16 protein-coding genes and 1 pseudogene are annotated in these 16,893 nt (G+C 41.2%); 13 read left to right on the forward strand and 4 right to left on the reverse strand.

Going from position 1 to position 16,893, the window contains the following annotated elements:
- Positions 1-15: 15 nt before the first annotated feature.
- The 13 genes and pseudogenes from MTF68_RS09260 (at position 16) to MTF68_RS09320 (ending at position 14,375) form a co-directional block, all read left to right on the forward strand.
- Positions 16-279: a DUF4212 domain-containing protein gene (locus MTF68_RS09260; protein WP_004586074.1), complete on the forward strand. Its 264-nt coding sequence runs from the start codon at positions 16-18 to the stop codon at positions 277-279.
- 10 nt (positions 280-289) lie between these two features.
- Entirely contained in the window at positions 290-2,014 is a 1,725-nt protein-coding gene (locus tag MTF68_RS09265; protein WP_004586075.1) for a sodium:solute symporter family protein, read from the forward strand.
- A 113-nt stretch (positions 2,015-2,127) separates the two neighbouring features.
- Positions 2,128-3,966: a DUF294 nucleotidyltransferase-like domain-containing protein gene (locus tag MTF68_RS09270; protein ID WP_248462301.1), complete on the forward strand. Its 1,839-nt coding sequence runs from the start codon at positions 2,128-2,130 to the stop codon at positions 3,964-3,966.
- A 15-nt stretch (positions 3,967-3,981) separates the two neighbouring features.
- Positions 3,982-4,605 carry a 3'-5' exonuclease gene (locus MTF68_RS09275; protein ID WP_248462302.1) on the forward strand — a complete coding sequence of 208 codons (624 nt, stop codon included), beginning with the start codon at positions 3,982-3,984 and terminating at the stop codon, positions 4,603-4,605.
- A gap of 58 nt (positions 4,606-4,663) precedes the next feature.
- The gene (locus MTF68_RS09280) at positions 4,664-5,356 is read left to right on the forward strand and encodes a hypothetical protein (protein ID WP_029773917.1); all 693 of its coding nucleotides are present in this window, start codon (positions 4,664-4,666) and stop codon (positions 5,354-5,356) included.
- Between the two features lie 82 nt (positions 5,357-5,438).
- Positions 5,439-6,167 carry an SIMPL domain-containing protein gene (locus MTF68_RS09285; RefSeq protein ID WP_055252796.1) on the forward strand — a complete coding sequence of 243 codons (729 nt, stop codon included), beginning with the start codon at positions 5,439-5,441 and terminating at the stop codon, positions 6,165-6,167.
- 79 nt (positions 6,168-6,246) lie between these two features.
- A pseudogene (locus MTF68_RS09290) lies at positions 6,247-6,908 on the forward strand (peroxiredoxin-like family protein).
- Positions 6,909-7,086: 178 nt separating this feature from the next.
- Entirely contained in the window at positions 7,087-8,097 is a 1,011-nt protein-coding gene (gene epd / locus MTF68_RS09295; RefSeq protein ID WP_248462303.1) for an erythrose-4-phosphate dehydrogenase, read from the forward strand.
- A 63-nt stretch (positions 8,098-8,160) separates the two neighbouring features.
- Positions 8,161-9,336: a phosphoglycerate kinase gene (locus tag MTF68_RS09300; protein WP_004586081.1), complete on the forward strand. Its 1,176-nt coding sequence runs from the start codon at positions 8,161-8,163 to the stop codon at positions 9,334-9,336.
- A 203-nt stretch (positions 9,337-9,539) separates the two neighbouring features.
- Positions 9,540-10,604 carry a class II fructose-bisphosphate aldolase gene (gene fba / locus MTF68_RS09305; RefSeq protein ID WP_004586082.1) on the forward strand — a complete coding sequence of 355 codons (1,065 nt, stop codon included), beginning with the start codon at positions 9,540-9,542 and terminating at the stop codon, positions 10,602-10,604.
- A 634-nt stretch (positions 10,605-11,238) separates the two neighbouring features.
- Positions 11,239-11,928: a phosphate regulon transcriptional regulator PhoB gene (phoB, locus tag MTF68_RS09310; RefSeq protein WP_004586083.1), complete on the forward strand. Its 690-nt coding sequence runs from the start codon at positions 11,239-11,241 to the stop codon at positions 11,926-11,928.
- 58 nt (positions 11,929-11,986) lie between these two features.
- Positions 11,987-13,294, forward strand: coding sequence for a phosphate regulon sensor histidine kinase PhoR (phoR, locus tag MTF68_RS09315; RefSeq protein ID WP_004586084.1), 1,308 nt, complete (start codon positions 11,987-11,989; stop codon positions 13,292-13,294).
- Between the two features lie 115 nt (positions 13,295-13,409).
- The gene (locus MTF68_RS09320; protein WP_004586085.1) at positions 13,410-14,375 is read left to right on the forward strand and encodes a phosphate ABC transporter substrate-binding protein PstS family protein; all 966 of its coding nucleotides are present in this window, start codon (positions 13,410-13,412) and stop codon (positions 14,373-14,375) included.
- 91 nt (positions 14,376-14,466) lie between these two features.
- Here MTF68_RS09320 and MTF68_RS09325 read toward each other — a convergent pair whose 3' ends face one another.
- Genes MTF68_RS09325 through folK form a run of 4 tightly spaced genes read right to left on the reverse strand, consistent with a single transcriptional unit; the run spans position 14,467 to position 16,892 of the window.
- Positions 14,467-14,703 (reverse strand): hypothetical protein, encoded by a 237-nt coding sequence (locus MTF68_RS09325; protein ID WP_248462304.1) that lies wholly within the window; start codon positions 14,701-14,703, stop codon positions 14,467-14,469.
- A 30-nt stretch (positions 14,704-14,733) separates the two neighbouring features.
- Complete coding sequence (panC, locus tag MTF68_RS09330; protein WP_004586087.1) at positions 14,734-15,582, reverse strand: pantoate--beta-alanine ligase; 849 nt, start codon at positions 15,580-15,582, stop codon at positions 14,734-14,736.
- Entirely contained in the window at positions 15,582-16,376 is a 795-nt protein-coding gene (gene panB / locus MTF68_RS09335) for a 3-methyl-2-oxobutanoate hydroxymethyltransferase (RefSeq protein WP_004586088.1), read from the reverse strand. The genes panC and panB overlap by 1 nt, the downstream gene beginning before the upstream one ends.
- Before the next feature lie 30 nt (positions 16,377-16,406).
- The gene (gene folK, locus MTF68_RS09340) at positions 16,407-16,892 is read right to left on the reverse strand and encodes a 2-amino-4-hydroxy-6-hydroxymethyldihydropteridine diphosphokinase (protein ID WP_029773910.1); all 486 of its coding nucleotides are present in this window, start codon (positions 16,890-16,892) and stop codon (positions 16,407-16,409) included.
- Between the last annotated feature and the right edge of the window lies 1 nt (position 16,893).

Below are 16,893 nucleotides of genomic sequence, written 5' to 3' on the forward strand. Positions count from 1 at the left end.
AAGGGGAAAATAAAAATGGCTTTTAAAGATGAAGAACAAGCAAAAGCTTATTGGGCAGAAAACATTTCACTACTGTTTAAGTTACTAGCAGTGTGGTTTGTGGTCTCATTTGGCTTTGGCATATTACTGGTAGATGTACTGAATGAAGTACGTTTTTTTGGGTTTAAACTTGGCTTCTGGTTTTCACAACAGGGCGCTATTTACACCTTTGTAGCTTTGATTTTTGTTTACGTTTTCAAAATGAACACGTTAGATAAAAAATACGGCGTAGACGAATAGGAGCTAGGTAATGGATGTTCAAACACTCACATTTATAATTGTTGGTTTAAGTTTTGCGCTTTATATCGGCATTGCAATTTGGGCGCGTGCAGGCTCTACAAATGAGTTTTACGTGGCAGGGGGCGGCGTACCTCCGCTTGCCAATGGTATGGCAACCGCAGCCGATTGGATGAGCGCAGCGTCGTTTATTTCAATGGCGGGTATTATTTCGTTTGCAGGTTACGATGGCGGTGTTTACTTAATGGGGTGGACTGGCGGCTATGTATTACTCGCTATGTGTTTAGCGCCTTACTTACGTAAATTTGGCAAATTCACTGTACCTGACTTTATAGGCGACCGTTACTACTCACAAACAGCACGTGTTGTTGCTATTTTGTGTGCCATCTTTATTTGTTTTACTTATATTGCTGGACAAATGCGTGGCGTAGGCGTGGTATTTTCGCGCTTTTTAGAAGTAGAAATTGAAACCGGTGTTTACATTGGAATGGTGATTGTATTCTTTTATGCGGTACTTGGCGGCATGAAAGGCATTACCTACACGCAAGTAGCGCAGTACTGTGTGCTTGTGTTTGCCTACCTTGTGCCCGCTATCTTTATTTCAATGATGATGACAGGCCACTTCTTCCCGCAAACCGGCTTTGGTGCCACATTGAGTGATGGCTCAGGCATGTATGTACTTGATAAGCTAGACGGGTTAAGCGCAGAGCTGGGCTTTGCACAATACACCGAAGGCTCTAAAAGCATGATTGACGTATTTGCTATTACCGGCGCTTTAATGGTGGGTACTGCAGGTTTACCGCATGTAATTGTTCGCTTTTTCACTGTACCACGCGTTAAAGATACCCGTATTTCAGCAGCGTGGACACTGGTATTTATTGCTATTGTTTACACTACTGCACCGGCGGTTGCCTCGTTTGCACGCGTAAACATGATTGACACCATTAACGGTAAAGATGGTAGCGGTACAGAGTACGCTCAAGCACCAGCGTGGATCAAAAACTGGGAACGCACGGGTTTAATTACCTTTAATGATAAAAACGGCGACGGCAAAATGTTTTACACCGCCGGCAAGGTAGAAGACCCAACAAGCGCAAACGAAGTAAAAGTAGACCGCGATATTATGGTACTGGCTAACCCTGAAATTGCTGATTTACCAGCATGGGTAATCGCATTAGTAGCGGCCGGTGGTATTGCTGCTGCGCTTTCAACCACAGCAGGGTTATTGCTGGTTATTTCGACCTCAGTGTCGCACGATTTACTTAAACGCACCCTTAAACCCGACATAAGCGATAAACAAGAGCTACTAGCTGCTCGGTTAGCCGCGATGATTGCCATTGTTATATCGGCTTACTTTGGGATTAACCCGCCTGGGTTTGTTGCATCGGTGGTCGCCTTTGCCTTTGGTTTAGCGGCGGCGAGTTTCTTCCCGGCAATTATTATGGGGATATTCTCTAAAACAATGAATAAAGAAGGCGCAATTGCTGGCATGGTGACCGGTATAGGCTTTACCGCTGCGTATATTATCTTCTTTAAATTTGTAAGCCCTGAGCTTAATAGCCCAGAAAATTGGTTCTTAGGTATTTCACCCGAAGGCATTGGCTTAGTGGGGATGATAATAAACTTTGTTGTTGCTGCAACCGTACTTAAATTAACAAAATCGACACCGCTTGAAATACAACAAATGGTGGAAGGTATTCGTAATCCTAAAGGGTCAGGTGAAGCACACGCACATTAATGCGCTAAGCCTACTTAAAAATAAAGCACCAAAAGCCCGACTTTAGTCGGGCTTTTTATTTGTTCAAATAATGAGTACATTAGGTTTTGTGTATACTTTTTAAGAGTACAGCAATGAGTGTAGAGCAGCAGGAAGTTGCCCAGTTTGTGTGTATGCAGGCGCCATTTAGCATGCTACACGACAGTGCGTGTGAGTATTTTGTAAGCCATATTGATAGTGTTTATTTAACCCGAGAAAACCAAGCGCAGTGGCTGCAAACGCAAACCCCAAAGCTTTTTTTAATTCGCTCTGGCTTATACGACCTAGTGGATGCAAAAGGTGATGTAGTAAAGCGTTTAGCGCAGGGGGATTACTTTGGCTATCCTTCTTTGTTAACAGGAGAAGAGATTCAAAATAGGTTACAGGTACAAAAAGAGGGCATAGTGTATTTGCTTGCACAAACGCATTTTGACTTTTTACGTCATCAATACAAACCGTTTGAGCAGTATTTTGTACGCGCGCACGCCAATCGCTTACTTTCATCACATTATAAAAGTAAAAACGATAGCTGGTCTGAGCGCAGAATATCTGAGCTGATGACCCGCACTGCCATAACCTTAGCCCCCGATGCCAGTATTAGGCAAACCGCTAAAAAAATGAAAAAACACGGTGTATCGTCAATTATGATCACCGAACACGCCATTTTAGTGGGCGTAGTGACCGACCGCGACTTACGTAACCGTGTACTGGCCGACGAGGTAGACCCGCAAGATGCGGTTAGCAGCATAATGAGTGCAAAGCCTAAATTTATATTTGAAAACAATCGGGTGTTTTCTGCTTTGCATTTAATGCTTAAATACAATATTCATCATTTACCTGTACTTGATGAAAACCATAAGCCTTTGGGTATGCTTACTAGTACCGATTTACTGCGCCAGCAAAAAAGTGACCCTGTGCAGCTTATTGGCCGCATTTATAAAGCCCATAGCATTGCCGATTTAAAACGTTATGCGGGAGAAATCCCTGAGTTACTGCGAAGTTTTTCGTACAACATAGAAGACATATCGCTAATTGGTAAACTGCTCAGCGGCTTAACCGATGCACTCACCTCGCGTCTTATTCATTTATTTCAAGAAGAAAATGGCGCAGCCCCCACCAGTTTTTGCTTTATATGTTTTGGCTCGCAAGCACGCGAAGAGCAAACCCTGCATTCAGATCAAGACAATGGCTTATTACTCCCAGATGATTTAAGCGAGCAACACCAAGCTTACTTTAAACACATGGGGGAGTTTGTATGTGAGCAGTTAGTAGAGTGCGGCATTAGGCGTTGCCCGGGTAATATTATGGCCAGCAGCGATGAATGCAGAATGAGTGTAAGCCAGTGGTGCGAGCGTTTTTTTAAATGGATAAAAAGCCCAACGCCTAACGCCATGCTTAACTGCAAAATATTTTTTGACTTGCGCTTTATAGAAGGCTCCAATGCTCTATACAGCGGCTTTTGCGAGCAGTTAAACAGGATATCGCGCGATGAGTTATTTTATGCTGCTATGGCAACCGATATAAGAGCCAGCTCAGTGCCTATAGGTTTATTTAATAAGCTTAAAACGCAAAAAAGCGACAACAACCATAAGTACATAGATTTAAAAAAACGCGGTGTGGTTATTATTAACGACATAGTGCGTTTATATGCGTTAAAAGCAGGCATAAAACGCGCCAATACCCAAGAGCGTTTAGATGCCCTACTTAAACATAAACTATTAAATAAAGACGACATATATAACTTAAAAGATTGCTGGCGATTTTTAACTCAGTTACGTTTTAGTACGCAAATAAACGAAGAAGGTTTGCCAAGTAACTGTATAAACCCCGATAAATTAAGTTCATTAGAGCGCCATCAGCTTAAAGAGGCTTTTTATTTAGTAAAACAAGCGCAGCAAGCCGCGGCGTTTAAATTTGCCCGTGGCAGTTTGTAATAAGAGGTAAGCGCTGTGGTAAAAAAATGGCTCAGTAAGTATATAAAAAGGCGTAATCTTTTAAGTCAAAATGCGTTAACGCAACGCTATTTAGTGATTGATTTAGAGCTTACTGGGCTTGATGTAAACCAGCATGAAATTGTCTCGGTAGCCTGGGTAAAAATAGATAACCAATGTATAAAAATGAGTGAGTCTCAGCATTTAATTAATAAAAACGTTAAACGCTTAGACCAAAGTCCTGTTTTTCACGGCATTGTGGAAGACACCGTTGCTAAAGGACAAAGCCTGCACACTATATTAACGCAGCTAAGCCGTGATTTTAGTGACCATATTTTGGTTTTTCATAACGCCATACTGGATTGGGGGTTTTTAAAAGCAGCCCTTAAAAACGCTAATATAAGTGCGCAACCTAAGTTAATACTCGACACCCTCCACATAGAAAAAAAGCGCCTTATTTGCCAAGGTGCAGAAATAAAACAAGACGATTTAACCCTAAGTGCGTGTCGCAAACGTTATGAGTTACCAAGCTATCATAGCCATAACGCACTTACAGACGCACAGGCCACCGCCGAATTATTACTAGCCCAGTGCTACCAAATAAACCGTGGGAAGGAGTTGCAGTTGAGGTCAATAATTTAACAAAGCTACAGCATTTACTAATTATTTTGTTAAGATAAGAATTTTAAAAGGATTTATTATGGTAATTGAAGCCGCCAGTAAGTATTACAACCAGTTAAACAATGACCTTAAAGCAGTTAAAAAGTACATTCACAATAATTTTGGTGTGTTTCTTACTATTCTTTACTTACTGGGTAGTTTATCAGGCGTTGTGTATCTTTACGTTTTACTTAATAACTTCTCGGTTGATATATTCAATTTCATTGAAATAAGTGACTTTTTACTGGCACTGATTTCAAATTTTTTACTTATTACTCTTTATACTACGATCATCGTTTTAACAGCTATTTATTTAAATTGGCGCTCAGGACACATGCCAGATCCTAGTAAAACAACCGTGTTAAAAAAACTTTATTATGGCTTTGGTTACCCGTTCTATTTATTAAAACCTAGTTACTCATTAATGTTATTTTTAGCACTTATAATATCTACATACCCTACTATGTTGGCGCATTCACACAGTAAAGATATAATAAATGAAAGAACAATGAATTATCACTTGTCATTAAATTATCCAATTGCTCAGAGTAAAGTAACTCAACTTCAAAATGTTCAAATAGTAGCCTCAACAATGCGGAATTTATTTGTTTATGATAATAAACAAGATGAGTTACTTATTATTTCACAAGAAAATATTTCAGCTTTGATACCTAATCTACACCAAGAAAAAACGATTAAGCCAAAGTCAAAAGCTGCATCAAGCACACAGTAATTAAACATTCGCTGAAACACGATTGGCTGCTATTTATTAGTATGGACGCATAACCAAGCATGGCACTTATTCAGGACAAATTATGAGACTCATTACCACTATTCTTCTAACCTTATTCCCTGTGATCGCTTGTGCTAATTCGAGCTTACCTGCCAATCGTCATATCTCAGTGCAAGGCACTGCTGAGGTATTAGTTGAGCCAGACATGGCTAAAATACTATTTAAGGTGAATAGTGTTAAAAATGAGCCGAATGCCGCCAATAACGCGCTTGAGAATAAAGTGAAGTTATTAATAGATGGGCTCAATCAATTTGAAATAAGCGCCGATGACGTAGTTGCCTCAAACGTTAAAATTGAAAAAACAGGAATGGATTATATTGAAACAGGGCATCAGGCACTTAGCGAATACGCAGCGATAAGAACGTTTGAAGTAACGCTAAACAGTATTGAGCGTGTGAGCGATTTAACCGATTTTTTATTGAACCAAGAAGTAAATGCGATTCAAAATATTGCGTTTTTATCTTCAAAATTTGAGCAATTACAAGCGCAAGCCACACAGTTAGCAATTGAAGATGCAAAAATAAAAGCGGATTTACTTGCTGATTCATTCAATGCAAAAGTAGGTGAAGTACGCACTATTCGCTCAACTAAAAACAACTATGACAGTGGTTTTAGTACAGCTATAACCAAGATGCACAGGGCGCAGTATGATAATAACTCTTTTCCTCAAATACTTAGTAACGATTTACAGGCAACAATAAGCTTTAAATCATCCATAAACGTGGTGTTTGATTTAGAGATAACTGATTAAATTAATAATTTCATTTCAAATACATGTTCGTACTGTAAGCTAGTTTTATGTTTTTGATTAATTTGAAGGTAGCAATACTATGAGCGATGAAAGCAACACATTAAAAGCACAAACCGAAGCAAAAATAGCAGCAGGGCGAAAAGGTAATCCTGATTTTATGAAAGGCGTTGATGAAACCATTGCTCAGGCAAAAGCGTTTCAAGAAGGGGCAAATGCACTTAATTTAGATCAAAATGCCCCACGCTTTGAACTGCCGAACCAGCACGGTGAGCAAGTTTTATTAGATGAGCTACTTGCAAAGGGCCTGTGGTTATAGCTTTTTATCGTGGTAGTTGGTGCCCTTATTGTAATTTACAGCTAAAAGCGTTGCAGTCACGCCTAGCTGAAATTCACGCATTAGGCGCACAGCTGGTGGCTATTAGCCCGCAAGCGCCCGATGGCTCAATGAGCGAAAACGACATACGTAATATGGATTTTGTTGTGCTGAGTGACCAAAATGCAGATGTAGCAGCAAGCTATGGCGTAGCGTGGCAAGTACCTGCATTTTTATTAGAGCATATGCGTGAAGACCGCGGCCTTGATTTAGAGTCGCTTAATAACGGCAATGGCAGTATTTTACCTATCCCTGCCACGTTTGTTTTAGATAGCGAAGGTAAAGTGATGTGGCGCTATGTCGATGTTGATTACCGCACCCGCTCAGAGCCTCAAGATATAATTAATGCTTTAAAAGCACTACAGTAAGCAATAACGCAAGCTCGCTTTATGCCCAAAATTAGCCAAGTAAATTAGCTACTTTTGGGTTAATTTAAAGTTTCTAATCGCTCCCTCTTATAATAATGTTCAAGGTCGATTACAATACAGCCATCTAAAAGGCATCGATGCCTTTGTCTGCACGTAAAGAGAGTGGATTTTATATTTCATGGCAATCAAACTTGCAATTAATGGTTTTGGTCGTATTGGTCGAAATATTGTCCGCGCGTTGTACGAGTCAGGTTTGAGCAACGAGATAAAAATTGTTGCGATTAACGAACTTGCTGACCCTGAAGCTATTGCTCATTTATTAAAATACGACACGTCCCACGGTCGTTTTTCTTTTCCTGTAAAACTTGGTGAAGACACCATTAGCGTTGCAGGCGATACCATTGCACTATTTTGTGAAGAAAACCCAGTAGAATTACCTTGGCAAACCCTTGATGTAGATGTAGTACTTGAATGTACCGGTGTTTATCACTCGCGCGAGCATGCACAATTACACATTACTGCGGGTGCTAAAAAGGTGTTGTTTTCGCACCCAGCTGATAACGATGTAGATGCCACCATTGTGTATGGCATTAACGATGATGAGCTCAAACGCGAGCACACTATTGTATCTAACGGCTCGTGTACTACAAATTGTGTGGTGCCTGTTATTAAAGTGCTAGATGATGCGTTTGGCATTGAATCGGGTGCTATTACCACTATTCACGCGTCGATGAACGATCAACAAGTGATTGATGCGTACCATCATGATTTACGTCGTACCCGCGCTGCGAGTCAGTCTATTATTCCGGTTGATACAAAATTAGCACGAGGAATAGACCGCATTTTACCCAAATTTGAAGGGCGCTTTGAAGCCATTGCGGTTCGCGTGCCGACAATTAACGTAACGGCAATGGATTTAAGTGTTACAGTAAATGCCGATGTAGATTTAAAGGCGGTAAATACGGCACTTAAAGCCCAAGCAAAAGACCGCTTAGAAGGTATATTAAGTTACACCGAAGAGCCATTGGTATCGGTTGATTTTAATCACGACCCACATTCTTGTATTATTGATGGCACGCAGACACGTGTTAGTCACAAACGCCTGATAAAGTTACTTGTTTGGTGTGATAACGAATGGGGTTTTGCCAATCGCATGCTAGATACAGCACGTGCGATGATGGCTAAGTAAGCATTTTATAATAATTTTAAAATTTATTTTTCAGGTTCAAGTATCGTTAACTAAGGAGATGTTATGTCGGTCATAAAAATGGCAGATTTAGATTTAAACGGCAAGCGCGTATTAATTCGTGAAGATTTAAATGTACCAGTTAAAGCAGGTAAAGTGACCTCAGATGCACGTATTCGTGCTGCACTACCTACTATTAAGCTAGCTCTTGAAAAAGGCGCTAAAGTAATGGTTATGTCGCACCTTGGCCGCCCTACGGAAGGCGAGTACGATGACGAATTTTCACTTGCCCCTGTAGCCGATTACCTAAACGACGCACTTGAGCAAAATGTCCGCCTTGAAAAAGATTACTTAAACGGCGTTGAAGTTGCCGATAACGAAGTAGTTGTATTTGAAAACGTACGATTTAATAAAGGCGAGAAGAAAAACGACGAAGCCTTATCAAAACAACTTGCTGCCCTGTGTGATGTGTATGTAATGGATGCATTTGGCACCGCTCACCGCGCACAAGCGTCTACTCATGGCGTTGGCTTATTTGCAGATGTTGCCTGTGCTGGCCCGTTATTATCAGCAGAACTTGAAGCACTAGGTAAAGCACTAGATAACCCAGCACGCCCATTAGTGGCAATTGTAGGTGGTTCTAAAGTATCAACTAAATTAACTGTTTTAGACTCGCTTTCAACGATTGTAGATCAGCTTGTAACAGGTGGCGGTATTGCTAATACCTTTATTGCAGCTGCGGGTCATCCGGTTGGTAAATCACTTTATGAAGCTGATTTAATGGATGAAGCAAATCGTTTATGTGCAGCAGCTAAAGCAAACGATGGTGAAATTCCGGTACCGACTGATGTTGTGGTAGGTAATGAATTTTCAGACTCTGCAGTCGCTACGCTTAAAGATGTAAGCGAAGTAACAAGCGATGACATGATTTTTGATATTGGCCCTGATACAGCCAGCCAGCTTGCAAAAATTATTGCAAACGCCGGTACTGTTGTATGGAATGGCCCAGTTGGCGTATTTGAGTTTGATCAGTTTGGTAATGGTACACGTGCTATTGCCCAGGCAATTGCTAACTCTAATGCGTTTTCGATTGCAGGCGGTGGTGACACTTTAGCGGCAATTGATAAATACGGCATTGCCGATAAAGTATCTTACATTTCTACCGGTGGTGGTGCGTTCTTAGAGTTTTTAGAAGGCAAAAAACTTCCAGCAGTAGAAATGCTAGAGTCGCGCGCTAAATAATAAATTTTTAGCCGCATTAGGTGAGGGGAAACCCTCACCAACGATTAATTATTAAATACCTCTCACCCTTATTTAATAGTTAATTAAGACAAAACTAAGCAGTGTAAATTGCTTTATTTTGTGGCGCAGTGATTGCGTCAAACTAACATATCCGTTCAAACTAGATGGCAGGAGACTGCTGTCGATAAATTGGAGAATACCCAATGGCTTTAATCAGTATGCGACAACTTTTAGATCATGCAGCTGAACACGGTTACGGCGTTCCGGCCTTTAACGTGAATAACCAAGAGCAAATGCGCGCAATAATGGAAGCGGCTGATAAAACAAACAGCCCAGTAATTGTTCAAGGATCAGCAGGCGCACGTGCTTATGCTGGTGCTCCATTTATCCGCCACATGATTTTAGCAGCCGTTGAAGAATGGCCGCACATTCCAGTAGTAATGCACCAAGATCACGGTACCTCACCCGGTGTTTGCCAACGCTCAATTCAACTTGGCTTTTCATCAGTTATGATGGATGGCTCATTAATGACTGACGGAAAAACCCCATCAAGCTACGAATATAATGTAGAAGTAACACGCGAAACCGTGGCTATGGCACATGCTTGTGGCGTATCGGTAGAGGGCGAGCTAGGTGTACTTGGCTCACTTGAAACCGGTGAAGCGGGCGAAGAAGATGGTGTAGGCGCAGAAGGTAAACTAACTACCGATCAAATGCTTACCGACCCAGAAGAAGCCGCTGATTTTGTAAATAAAACCCATGTTGATGCCTTGGCAATTGCTTGTGGAACATCGCACGGTGCGTACAAATTTACGCGCCCACCCACAGATGACATTTTAGCAATTGATCGTATTAAAGAAATTCACGCACGTATCCCAAACACGCACTTAGTAATGCACGGATCGTCGTCTGTACCACAAGAGTGGTTAGAGATCATAAATCAATACGGTGGCGAAATTCCTGAAACGTACGGCGTACCTGTTGAGCAAATTGTAGAAGGGATCAAATACGGTGTACGTAAAGTAAATATTGATACCGATTTACGCCTGGCTTCTACCGGTGCTATTCGCCGTCATATGGCGCTTAACCCATCTAACTTCGATCCGCGTAAATACCTAGCAGAAGCAACTAAAGCAATGACAGAGATTTGTGTTGCGCGTTACAACGCGTTTGGTACAGCTGGTCAAGCAGGTAAAATTAAGCCAATTTCACTTGATGACATGCACCTTAAATATTTAAGTGGTGAGTTAGACCCACAAATTAAATAATGATCTTTGATTAATAAATAGCGTTATAAAAACCAGCTGGCGTAATCCAGCTGGTTTTTTTATACCGCAAAGCACTGGGATCACTGTTGTACCAACTTAATAAAATGGGATCACTGATTTACTAACCGCCCCGCATTCGGATCATTTATTTACCAACTAGCGCATAAATTTACGCCACGTTAGGCGCTCAATCAATCAGATCGTTTTTTATTTGTACAATAGATCAGATGCTTAGTTGTTTGACTAAGTATAACCGTGATCCCAAACCCGATCGGCTTAGTAAAAATCTGATCTTTTTATAGGCTGCTTAGTAAAAAACAGATCTATTTTTAACCACGTAATCACATCTTCCAGTGCAAACTCAGTTTCGTATCTGGTTTTTTTACTGTGTTAGTAAAGTAATGATCCCGCCATGAATATCTACTCAGAAATAAAACTGTCATCTTTTTGTAAATATGTTTTGATTAACCGTAATTTGCAAAATAGTTTTAAAAATATGACGTTAATGAGGTTTTTTGTCACTATTTTGTGTTTTTTTTACCAGGATTTTAATTTACACGTTACACTTTCATAAAAATGTCATACTTAGTCATAATAATGAAAACTAATTCGATAGCGTAAGAGATAATTTGGAATGTCACGTAAAGTACTAGTCGTAGATGATGAAGCTCCTATCAGAGAGATGTTAGTTTTTGTTTTAGAGCAAAATGGATTTCAAGCAATTGAAGCAGAAGATTACGATTCTGCAATTGCAGCTATGGTTGAACCATACCCAGATATGGTTTTACTCGATTGGATGTTACCAGGCGGTAGCGGTATTCAAATTGCTAAGCAATTTAAGCAAAGTGAATACACACGCCAAATTCCAATCATTATGCTTACAGCCCGCGGCGAAGAAGAAGACAAAGTACGCGGCCTAGAAGTGGGGGCAGATGACTACGTCACTAAACCTTTTTCTCCTAAAGAGTTAATGGCTCGTATTAAAGCGGTTATTCGCCGTGTATCGCCTACCTCATTAGAAGAAGCCATAGAAGTACATGGCTTGCGTTTAGACCCAATATCGCACCGCGTTACCTCTGAGGGAAGCGAGCTTGATATGGGCCCAACCGAATTTAGATTATTACATTTTTTTATGACTCACCCAGAGCGTGTTTATAGCCGTGAGCAACTGCTTGACCATGTTTGGGGAACTAATGTGTACGTAGAAGACCGTACAGTTGATGTGCACATACGTCGTTTACGCAAAGCGATTGCACCACTGGGGCATGATCGCTTAGTACAAACAGTACGTGGTGCAGGTTATCGTTTTTCTAGTAAATTATAAGGTACCGCAGCTAGGGTGTGAGTACGCATAAATTACTACTCAAAGGTAAAGTGAGTGTATGTATCGAGTTATTAATAAACAGGCGTTAGTAAAACGTCTGTTTATCTATTTTTTACCCCTGTTATTAGTTGGTGTGCTTATTGGTGCACCTTTTTTGCTTTTATTTTTAGGCACTTCTTCTCTTTTAGTTTGGCATTATCATCAACTTTATCGCTTAAGCGATTGGCTTTTAAATCAACGTAGCTTTAACCCACCAGAGGGCGAGGGGGCGTGGGAACAAGTATTTGAAGGCATTTATCATTTACAGCATCGTAATCGTAAAAAACGCAATGAACTGGCCGATTTAATTCGTCGCTTTCGCGATGGAGCTGAAGCCGTACCCGATGCTGTAGTGGTGTTGCAAAGTGATTTAAGCATTGTTTGGTGTAACCAACTTGCACTTAAAGTATTGGGGCTACAATGGCCGACCGATCATGGCCAGCGCCTAGATAACCTAATACGCGAGCCTAAATTTGCCAAGTACATGCTGCGCGGTGAATTTGAAGAGCCATTAGAGCTTGATAACGGGCATATTGTTGACCAAGTGCTTGAATTTAGGGTAATGCCGTATGCCAACACGCAGCTTATGGTGGTAGTACGTGATGTAACACGCTTAAAGCAGCTAGAGCAAATGCGCAAAGACTTTGTTGCCAATGTATCGCATGAGCTGCGTACGCCGCTTACGGTTGTTACTGGCTACCTTGAAATGATGGATGGCGATATGATGCCACCGCCTGCAATGTGGAATAAAGCGCAAAATACCATGCTTGAGCAATGTAAGCGTATGGACAGCTTAGTTAATCAGCTTTTATCTCTTTCGCGTATTGAAGGGGCGCGCAGGCAAGACAACGACAAAGCCATAAATGTGCCGCAAATGCTCAACTACATTAAAACCGAAGCGCAGTCTATAAACCAAGACAAAGGCCATGAGCTTATTTTTGATATAGATAATGAGCTTGATATTAAAGGCTCTGAAGATGAGCTACGCAGTGCATTTTCTAATTTAGTGTTTAACGCTATACATTACACTAAAGCGGGCGGAAAAATTGTTGTTACCTGGCAGCGTAAAGAGGGGCTTGCGCACTTTAGCGTAAATGATAATGGCGATGGTATTGCACCAGAGCATATAAATCGTTTAACTGAGCGCTTTTACCGCGTAGATAAAGCAAGGAGTCGCACAACCGGTGGCTCAGGTTTAGGCTTAGCAATTACTAAACATGTGCTTACACGCCACGATAGTAAATTAAATATAAGCAGTGAGCTTGGTAAAGGCTCGTGTTTTTCTTTCGACTTTTCAAAGGATAAGCTTGTTAACTTAGCAAGTTAAAGGCAATAAAAAACAAAGTCATAAAAGTGTCATTTAAGAGTAATGTAACTGTCATCTACTCACTTTACAGTAGACGGCAGTTAGGAAATGGGACGAACAAATCGGAGAACCCCGCATGAAATTTAAAAACTTAGTTGCCGCAATGGGTGTGGCTGTTACAACATTAGTATCTGCACAGGCTGTTGCTCTTGACGACGCAATTCCTGAATATCAAAAAATTAACGGCGTTTCAGGTAACTTTTCATCTGTAGGCTCTGATACTTTAGCTAACATGATGACTTTTTGGGCTGAAGAGTACAAACGTATTTACCCAAATGTAAATATTCAAATTCAAGCGGCAGGTTCGTCTACTGCTCCACCAGCGCTTACCGAAGGCACCTCTAACATGGGTCCTATGAGCCGTAAAATGAAATCAAAAGAAATCGAAGCGTTCGAAAAACGCTACGGTTACAAGCCTACAGAAGTGCGTGTAGCGATTGATGCATTAGCGGTATTTGTACACAAAGATAACCCAATTGAAGGCTTACGTATTGACCAAGTAGATGCTATTTTTTCATCTACTCGTAAATGTGGTGCGTCTGAGCAAGTTAACCGCTGGAGCGATGTTGGCCTAACAGGCGACTGGGCTGCAAAAGACATTCAATTATACGGACGTAACTCTGTATCAGGTACTTACGGTTACTTTAAAAAGAAAGCACTGTGTAAAGGTGACTTCCGTAACAACGTAAATGAGCAACCAGGTTCAGCCTCTGTTGTACAGTCAATCTCATCTTCATTAAACGCGATTGGTTACTCAGGCATTGGTTACAAAACGTCGGGTGTACGTACGGTTCCTTTATCTAAAAAAGGCACTAACTACGTAGATGCAACGCTTGATAATGTTGCTAAAGGTAAATACCCACTTTCTCGTTTCTTATACGTTTACGTGAACAAGCACCCTAATAAGCCGCTTTCACCAATTGAAGCTGAGTTCTTAAAAATGGTACTTTCTAAAGACGGTCAAAAAATCGTTGAAAAAGATGGTTACGTACCACTATCTGCTAAGTTAGTAGAAGCAGAGCTTAAAAAGTTAGGTTTATAATTTAAACCCAACCAATAAAAAACCGCTCAATGAGCGGTTTTTTTGTGTGTAAAACTTTAAAGCGTAAAACAGATTAACTTACTAAAAGCGATTACAGATCAGTCAGCTTTTGCGCTTGTGCTTTACACTGATTATAGCTCTCTACACATTTGGCAGAGCACACTTGCTGTTTTAAACCTTTGTCAATCGATTGCTGATCGCAACTATTTTCGCACTGATAGTTTTGTTGTGCGCATTGGTTTAACTCAGGGTTTTTCACTTGATTTTGGCAAGCTGCTAACAATGAAAATGAAAGGGCGAGGGCACTCGTATTAATAAATGTTTGCATGCTTATCCTTAACGTTGAACTGCGCTTTTGTTAAATCTCAACTTGTAAGTTGTCGATTAATCTAACATTGCCTAAAAAGGCGGCAGCTAAAATAACAAGTTGTGTATCATCAAGTGTAGCAGCTTTTAGTGTATCTCGTTGAGCTATCTCAAAATAATCAGGCTTTAAGCCGGCTTGCTCTAAACTAAGCTGTGCGCTTTGCTCAAGTGCTTTGTAATCGGTATTGCCTGCTTTGAGCTGCTCAGCGCAACTGTTTAGTGTTTTAAATAATGCGGTAGCCGTGGCTTTTTGCTCTGCAGATAAATAGCCATTTCGCGAGCTCATAGCTAGGCCTGAAACTTCACGCATGGTCGGTACACCAACAATTTCAACCGGAATTGATAAATCGCGTACCATGGTTTTAATCACTTGCAGCTGCTGAAAGTCTTTTTCGCCAAAGCATGCATAATCTGGTTGTACTAAATTAAATAACTTAGTCACTACCGTGGCTACGCCTCTAAAGTGTCCTGGGCGCGTGCCGCCACAATACCCCATAGATACGCCTGGTACATCTACAAAGCTTTGCTCACCAAGCCCATTTGGGTAAATGGTGTCTACGCTTGGGGTAAACACAATATCGGTATTTAAGTCGGCTAAGCCTTGTTTGTCTTCGTTTAATGTACGTGGGTAGCTATCTAAATCTTCGTTGGCACCAAACTGCATTGGGTTGACAAAAATACTCACAACCACCTTATCGGCCATTGTTTTTGCCTTTTCAACCAATGAAAAGTGGCCGCGGTGCAAGTTGCCCATGGTTGGCACTAAAGCCACGCTTAAACCTGCTTGGCGCCAAGCTTTAATTTGACTACGTAATGATTTAATTTCAGTAATTGACTGCATTATTTAAACTCATGTTCGGCGCTTGGAAATGCGCCACTTTTAACGTCTGTACAATATTTTTTAACTGCATCTGGCATGTTGCCAGTTTCCAGTAAAAAGTTTTTAGAAAATTTAGGAATGTATCCTGCCGAAATACCGACTAAGTCGTGCATTACCAGTATTTGGCCATCCGTTACATTACCTGCGCCAATACCTATGGTAGGAATGGTGACGGCATCGGTAATGCGTTTAGCGAGAACACTTGGGATACACTCAAGCACTAATAATTGGGCACCTGCGGCTTCTAGGGCTTTTGCATCATCAATCATTTTTTGCGCTTTGTCGTCTTCGCGGCCTTGAATTTTAAAGCCACCAAATACGTGTACTGATTGCGGCGTTAATCCTAAATGGCCACAAACAGGAATACCTTGCTGCGTTAAACTTTTAATGCTGTCGTAAAGCCATTCACCGCCTTCAAGTTTTACCATATTAGCGCCTGCACGCATTAACTCTGCTGCATTTTTACAGGTGTCGCTAACGTTTGAATAGCTCATAAAGGGCATATCGGCTATTACAAAAAGCTCACGGCTGCCACCGCGTACACAGCGGGTATGATAGGCTATATCTTGATTGGTTACGCCTAGGGTATCGTCGCCACCTTGCAGCACCATGCCCAAAGAGTCGCCAACTAAAATAACGTCCACACCGTTATCATGAAATAACTTAGCAAAACTGGCATCGTAAGCGGTTAATGCGGTGATTTTGTTATTTTCTGCTTTCATTTTATTTAAAGTAGAAACGGTTATTTTAGACATAATATCCTCGCAGGCATAAGCCTTGGTTAATTACAGAGGTAATTGTTGTAAGTCGTTGAGCGGTAAGTCTTGCGCAATGGTTTTTAATGCAATGCCGCTTGGTAAAATCAGTTCTGGGGCAAGCTCAAGTAAAGGGTAAACTACAAACTCACGTTCGCACAGGCCATAATGTGGCACAGTTAAGCGCTGGGTATTAATCACTTGCTGACCAAACAGTAAGGTATCTATATCGAGCGTACGCGGCCCCCAACGTTCGGCTTTTCTTACCCGTCCATGTTCAAGCTCTATGGCTTGAGTTAAATCAAGTAATTGCTCAGGTTCAAGCGCGGTTTTAATACACGCTACGGCATTTACATAGTCGGGTTGATCTTGTGGGCCCATTGGTTTGCTTGCATAGTAATGCGATACACTTATAAATTCACAATGAGGCAGCTTTTTAAGCGCACAAACGGCGTTATCAAGCTGCTCTTTGGGTGAGTTTAGGTTGGCACCTAAACCCAAATATACACACTGCATG

It is taken from the genome of Pseudoalteromonas sp. 2CM37A (assembly GCF_023161885.1).
Lineage (GTDB): Bacteria > Pseudomonadota > Gammaproteobacteria > Enterobacterales > Alteromonadaceae > Pseudoalteromonas > Pseudoalteromonas atlantica.

Coding starts and splice junctions, on each gene's coding strand:
- panB (WP_004586088.1), bottom strand. CDS start 16,376: ATGTCTAAAATAACCGTTTCTACTTTAAATAAAATGAAAGCAGAAAAT.
- MTF68_RS09300 (WP_004586081.1), top strand. CDS start 8,161: ATGTCGGTCATAAAAATGGCAGATTTAGATTTAAACGGCAAGCGCGTA.
- MTF68_RS09320 (WP_004586085.1), top strand. CDS start 13,410: ATGAAATTTAAAAACTTAGTTGCCGCAATGGGTGTGGCTGTTACAACA.
- fba (WP_004586082.1), top strand. CDS start 9,540: ATGGCTTTAATCAGTATGCGACAACTTTTAGATCATGCAGCTGAACAC.
- folK (WP_029773910.1), bottom strand. CDS start 16,892: ATGCAGTGTGTATATTTGGGTTTAGGTGCCAACCTAAACTCACCCAAA.
- phoR (WP_004586084.1), top strand. CDS start 11,987: ATGTATCGAGTTATTAATAAACAGGCGTTAGTAAAACGTCTGTTTATC.
- MTF68_RS09285 (WP_055252796.1), top strand. CDS start 5,439: ATGAGACTCATTACCACTATTCTTCTAACCTTATTCCCTGTGATCGCT.
- panC (WP_004586087.1), bottom strand. CDS start 15,582: ATGCAGTCAATTACTGAAATTAAATCATTACGTAGTCAAATTAAAGCT.
- MTF68_RS09265 (WP_004586075.1), top strand. CDS start 290: ATGGATGTTCAAACACTCACATTTATAATTGTTGGTTTAAGTTTTGCG.
- MTF68_RS09270 (WP_248462301.1), top strand. CDS start 2,128: ATGAGTGTAGAGCAGCAGGAAGTTGCCCAGTTTGTGTGTATGCAGGCG.
- MTF68_RS09280 (WP_029773917.1), top strand. CDS start 4,664: ATGGTAATTGAAGCCGCCAGTAAGTATTACAACCAGTTAAACAATGAC.
- MTF68_RS09325 (WP_248462304.1), bottom strand. CDS start 14,703: ATGCAAACATTTATTAATACGAGTGCCCTCGCCCTTTCATTTTCATTG.
- MTF68_RS09260 (WP_004586074.1), top strand. CDS start 16: ATGGCTTTTAAAGATGAAGAACAAGCAAAAGCTTATTGGGCAGAAAAC.
- phoB (WP_004586083.1), top strand. CDS start 11,239: ATGTCACGTAAAGTACTAGTCGTAGATGATGAAGCTCCTATCAGAGAG.
- epd (WP_248462303.1), top strand. CDS start 7,087: ATGGCAATCAAACTTGCAATTAATGGTTTTGGTCGTATTGGTCGAAAT.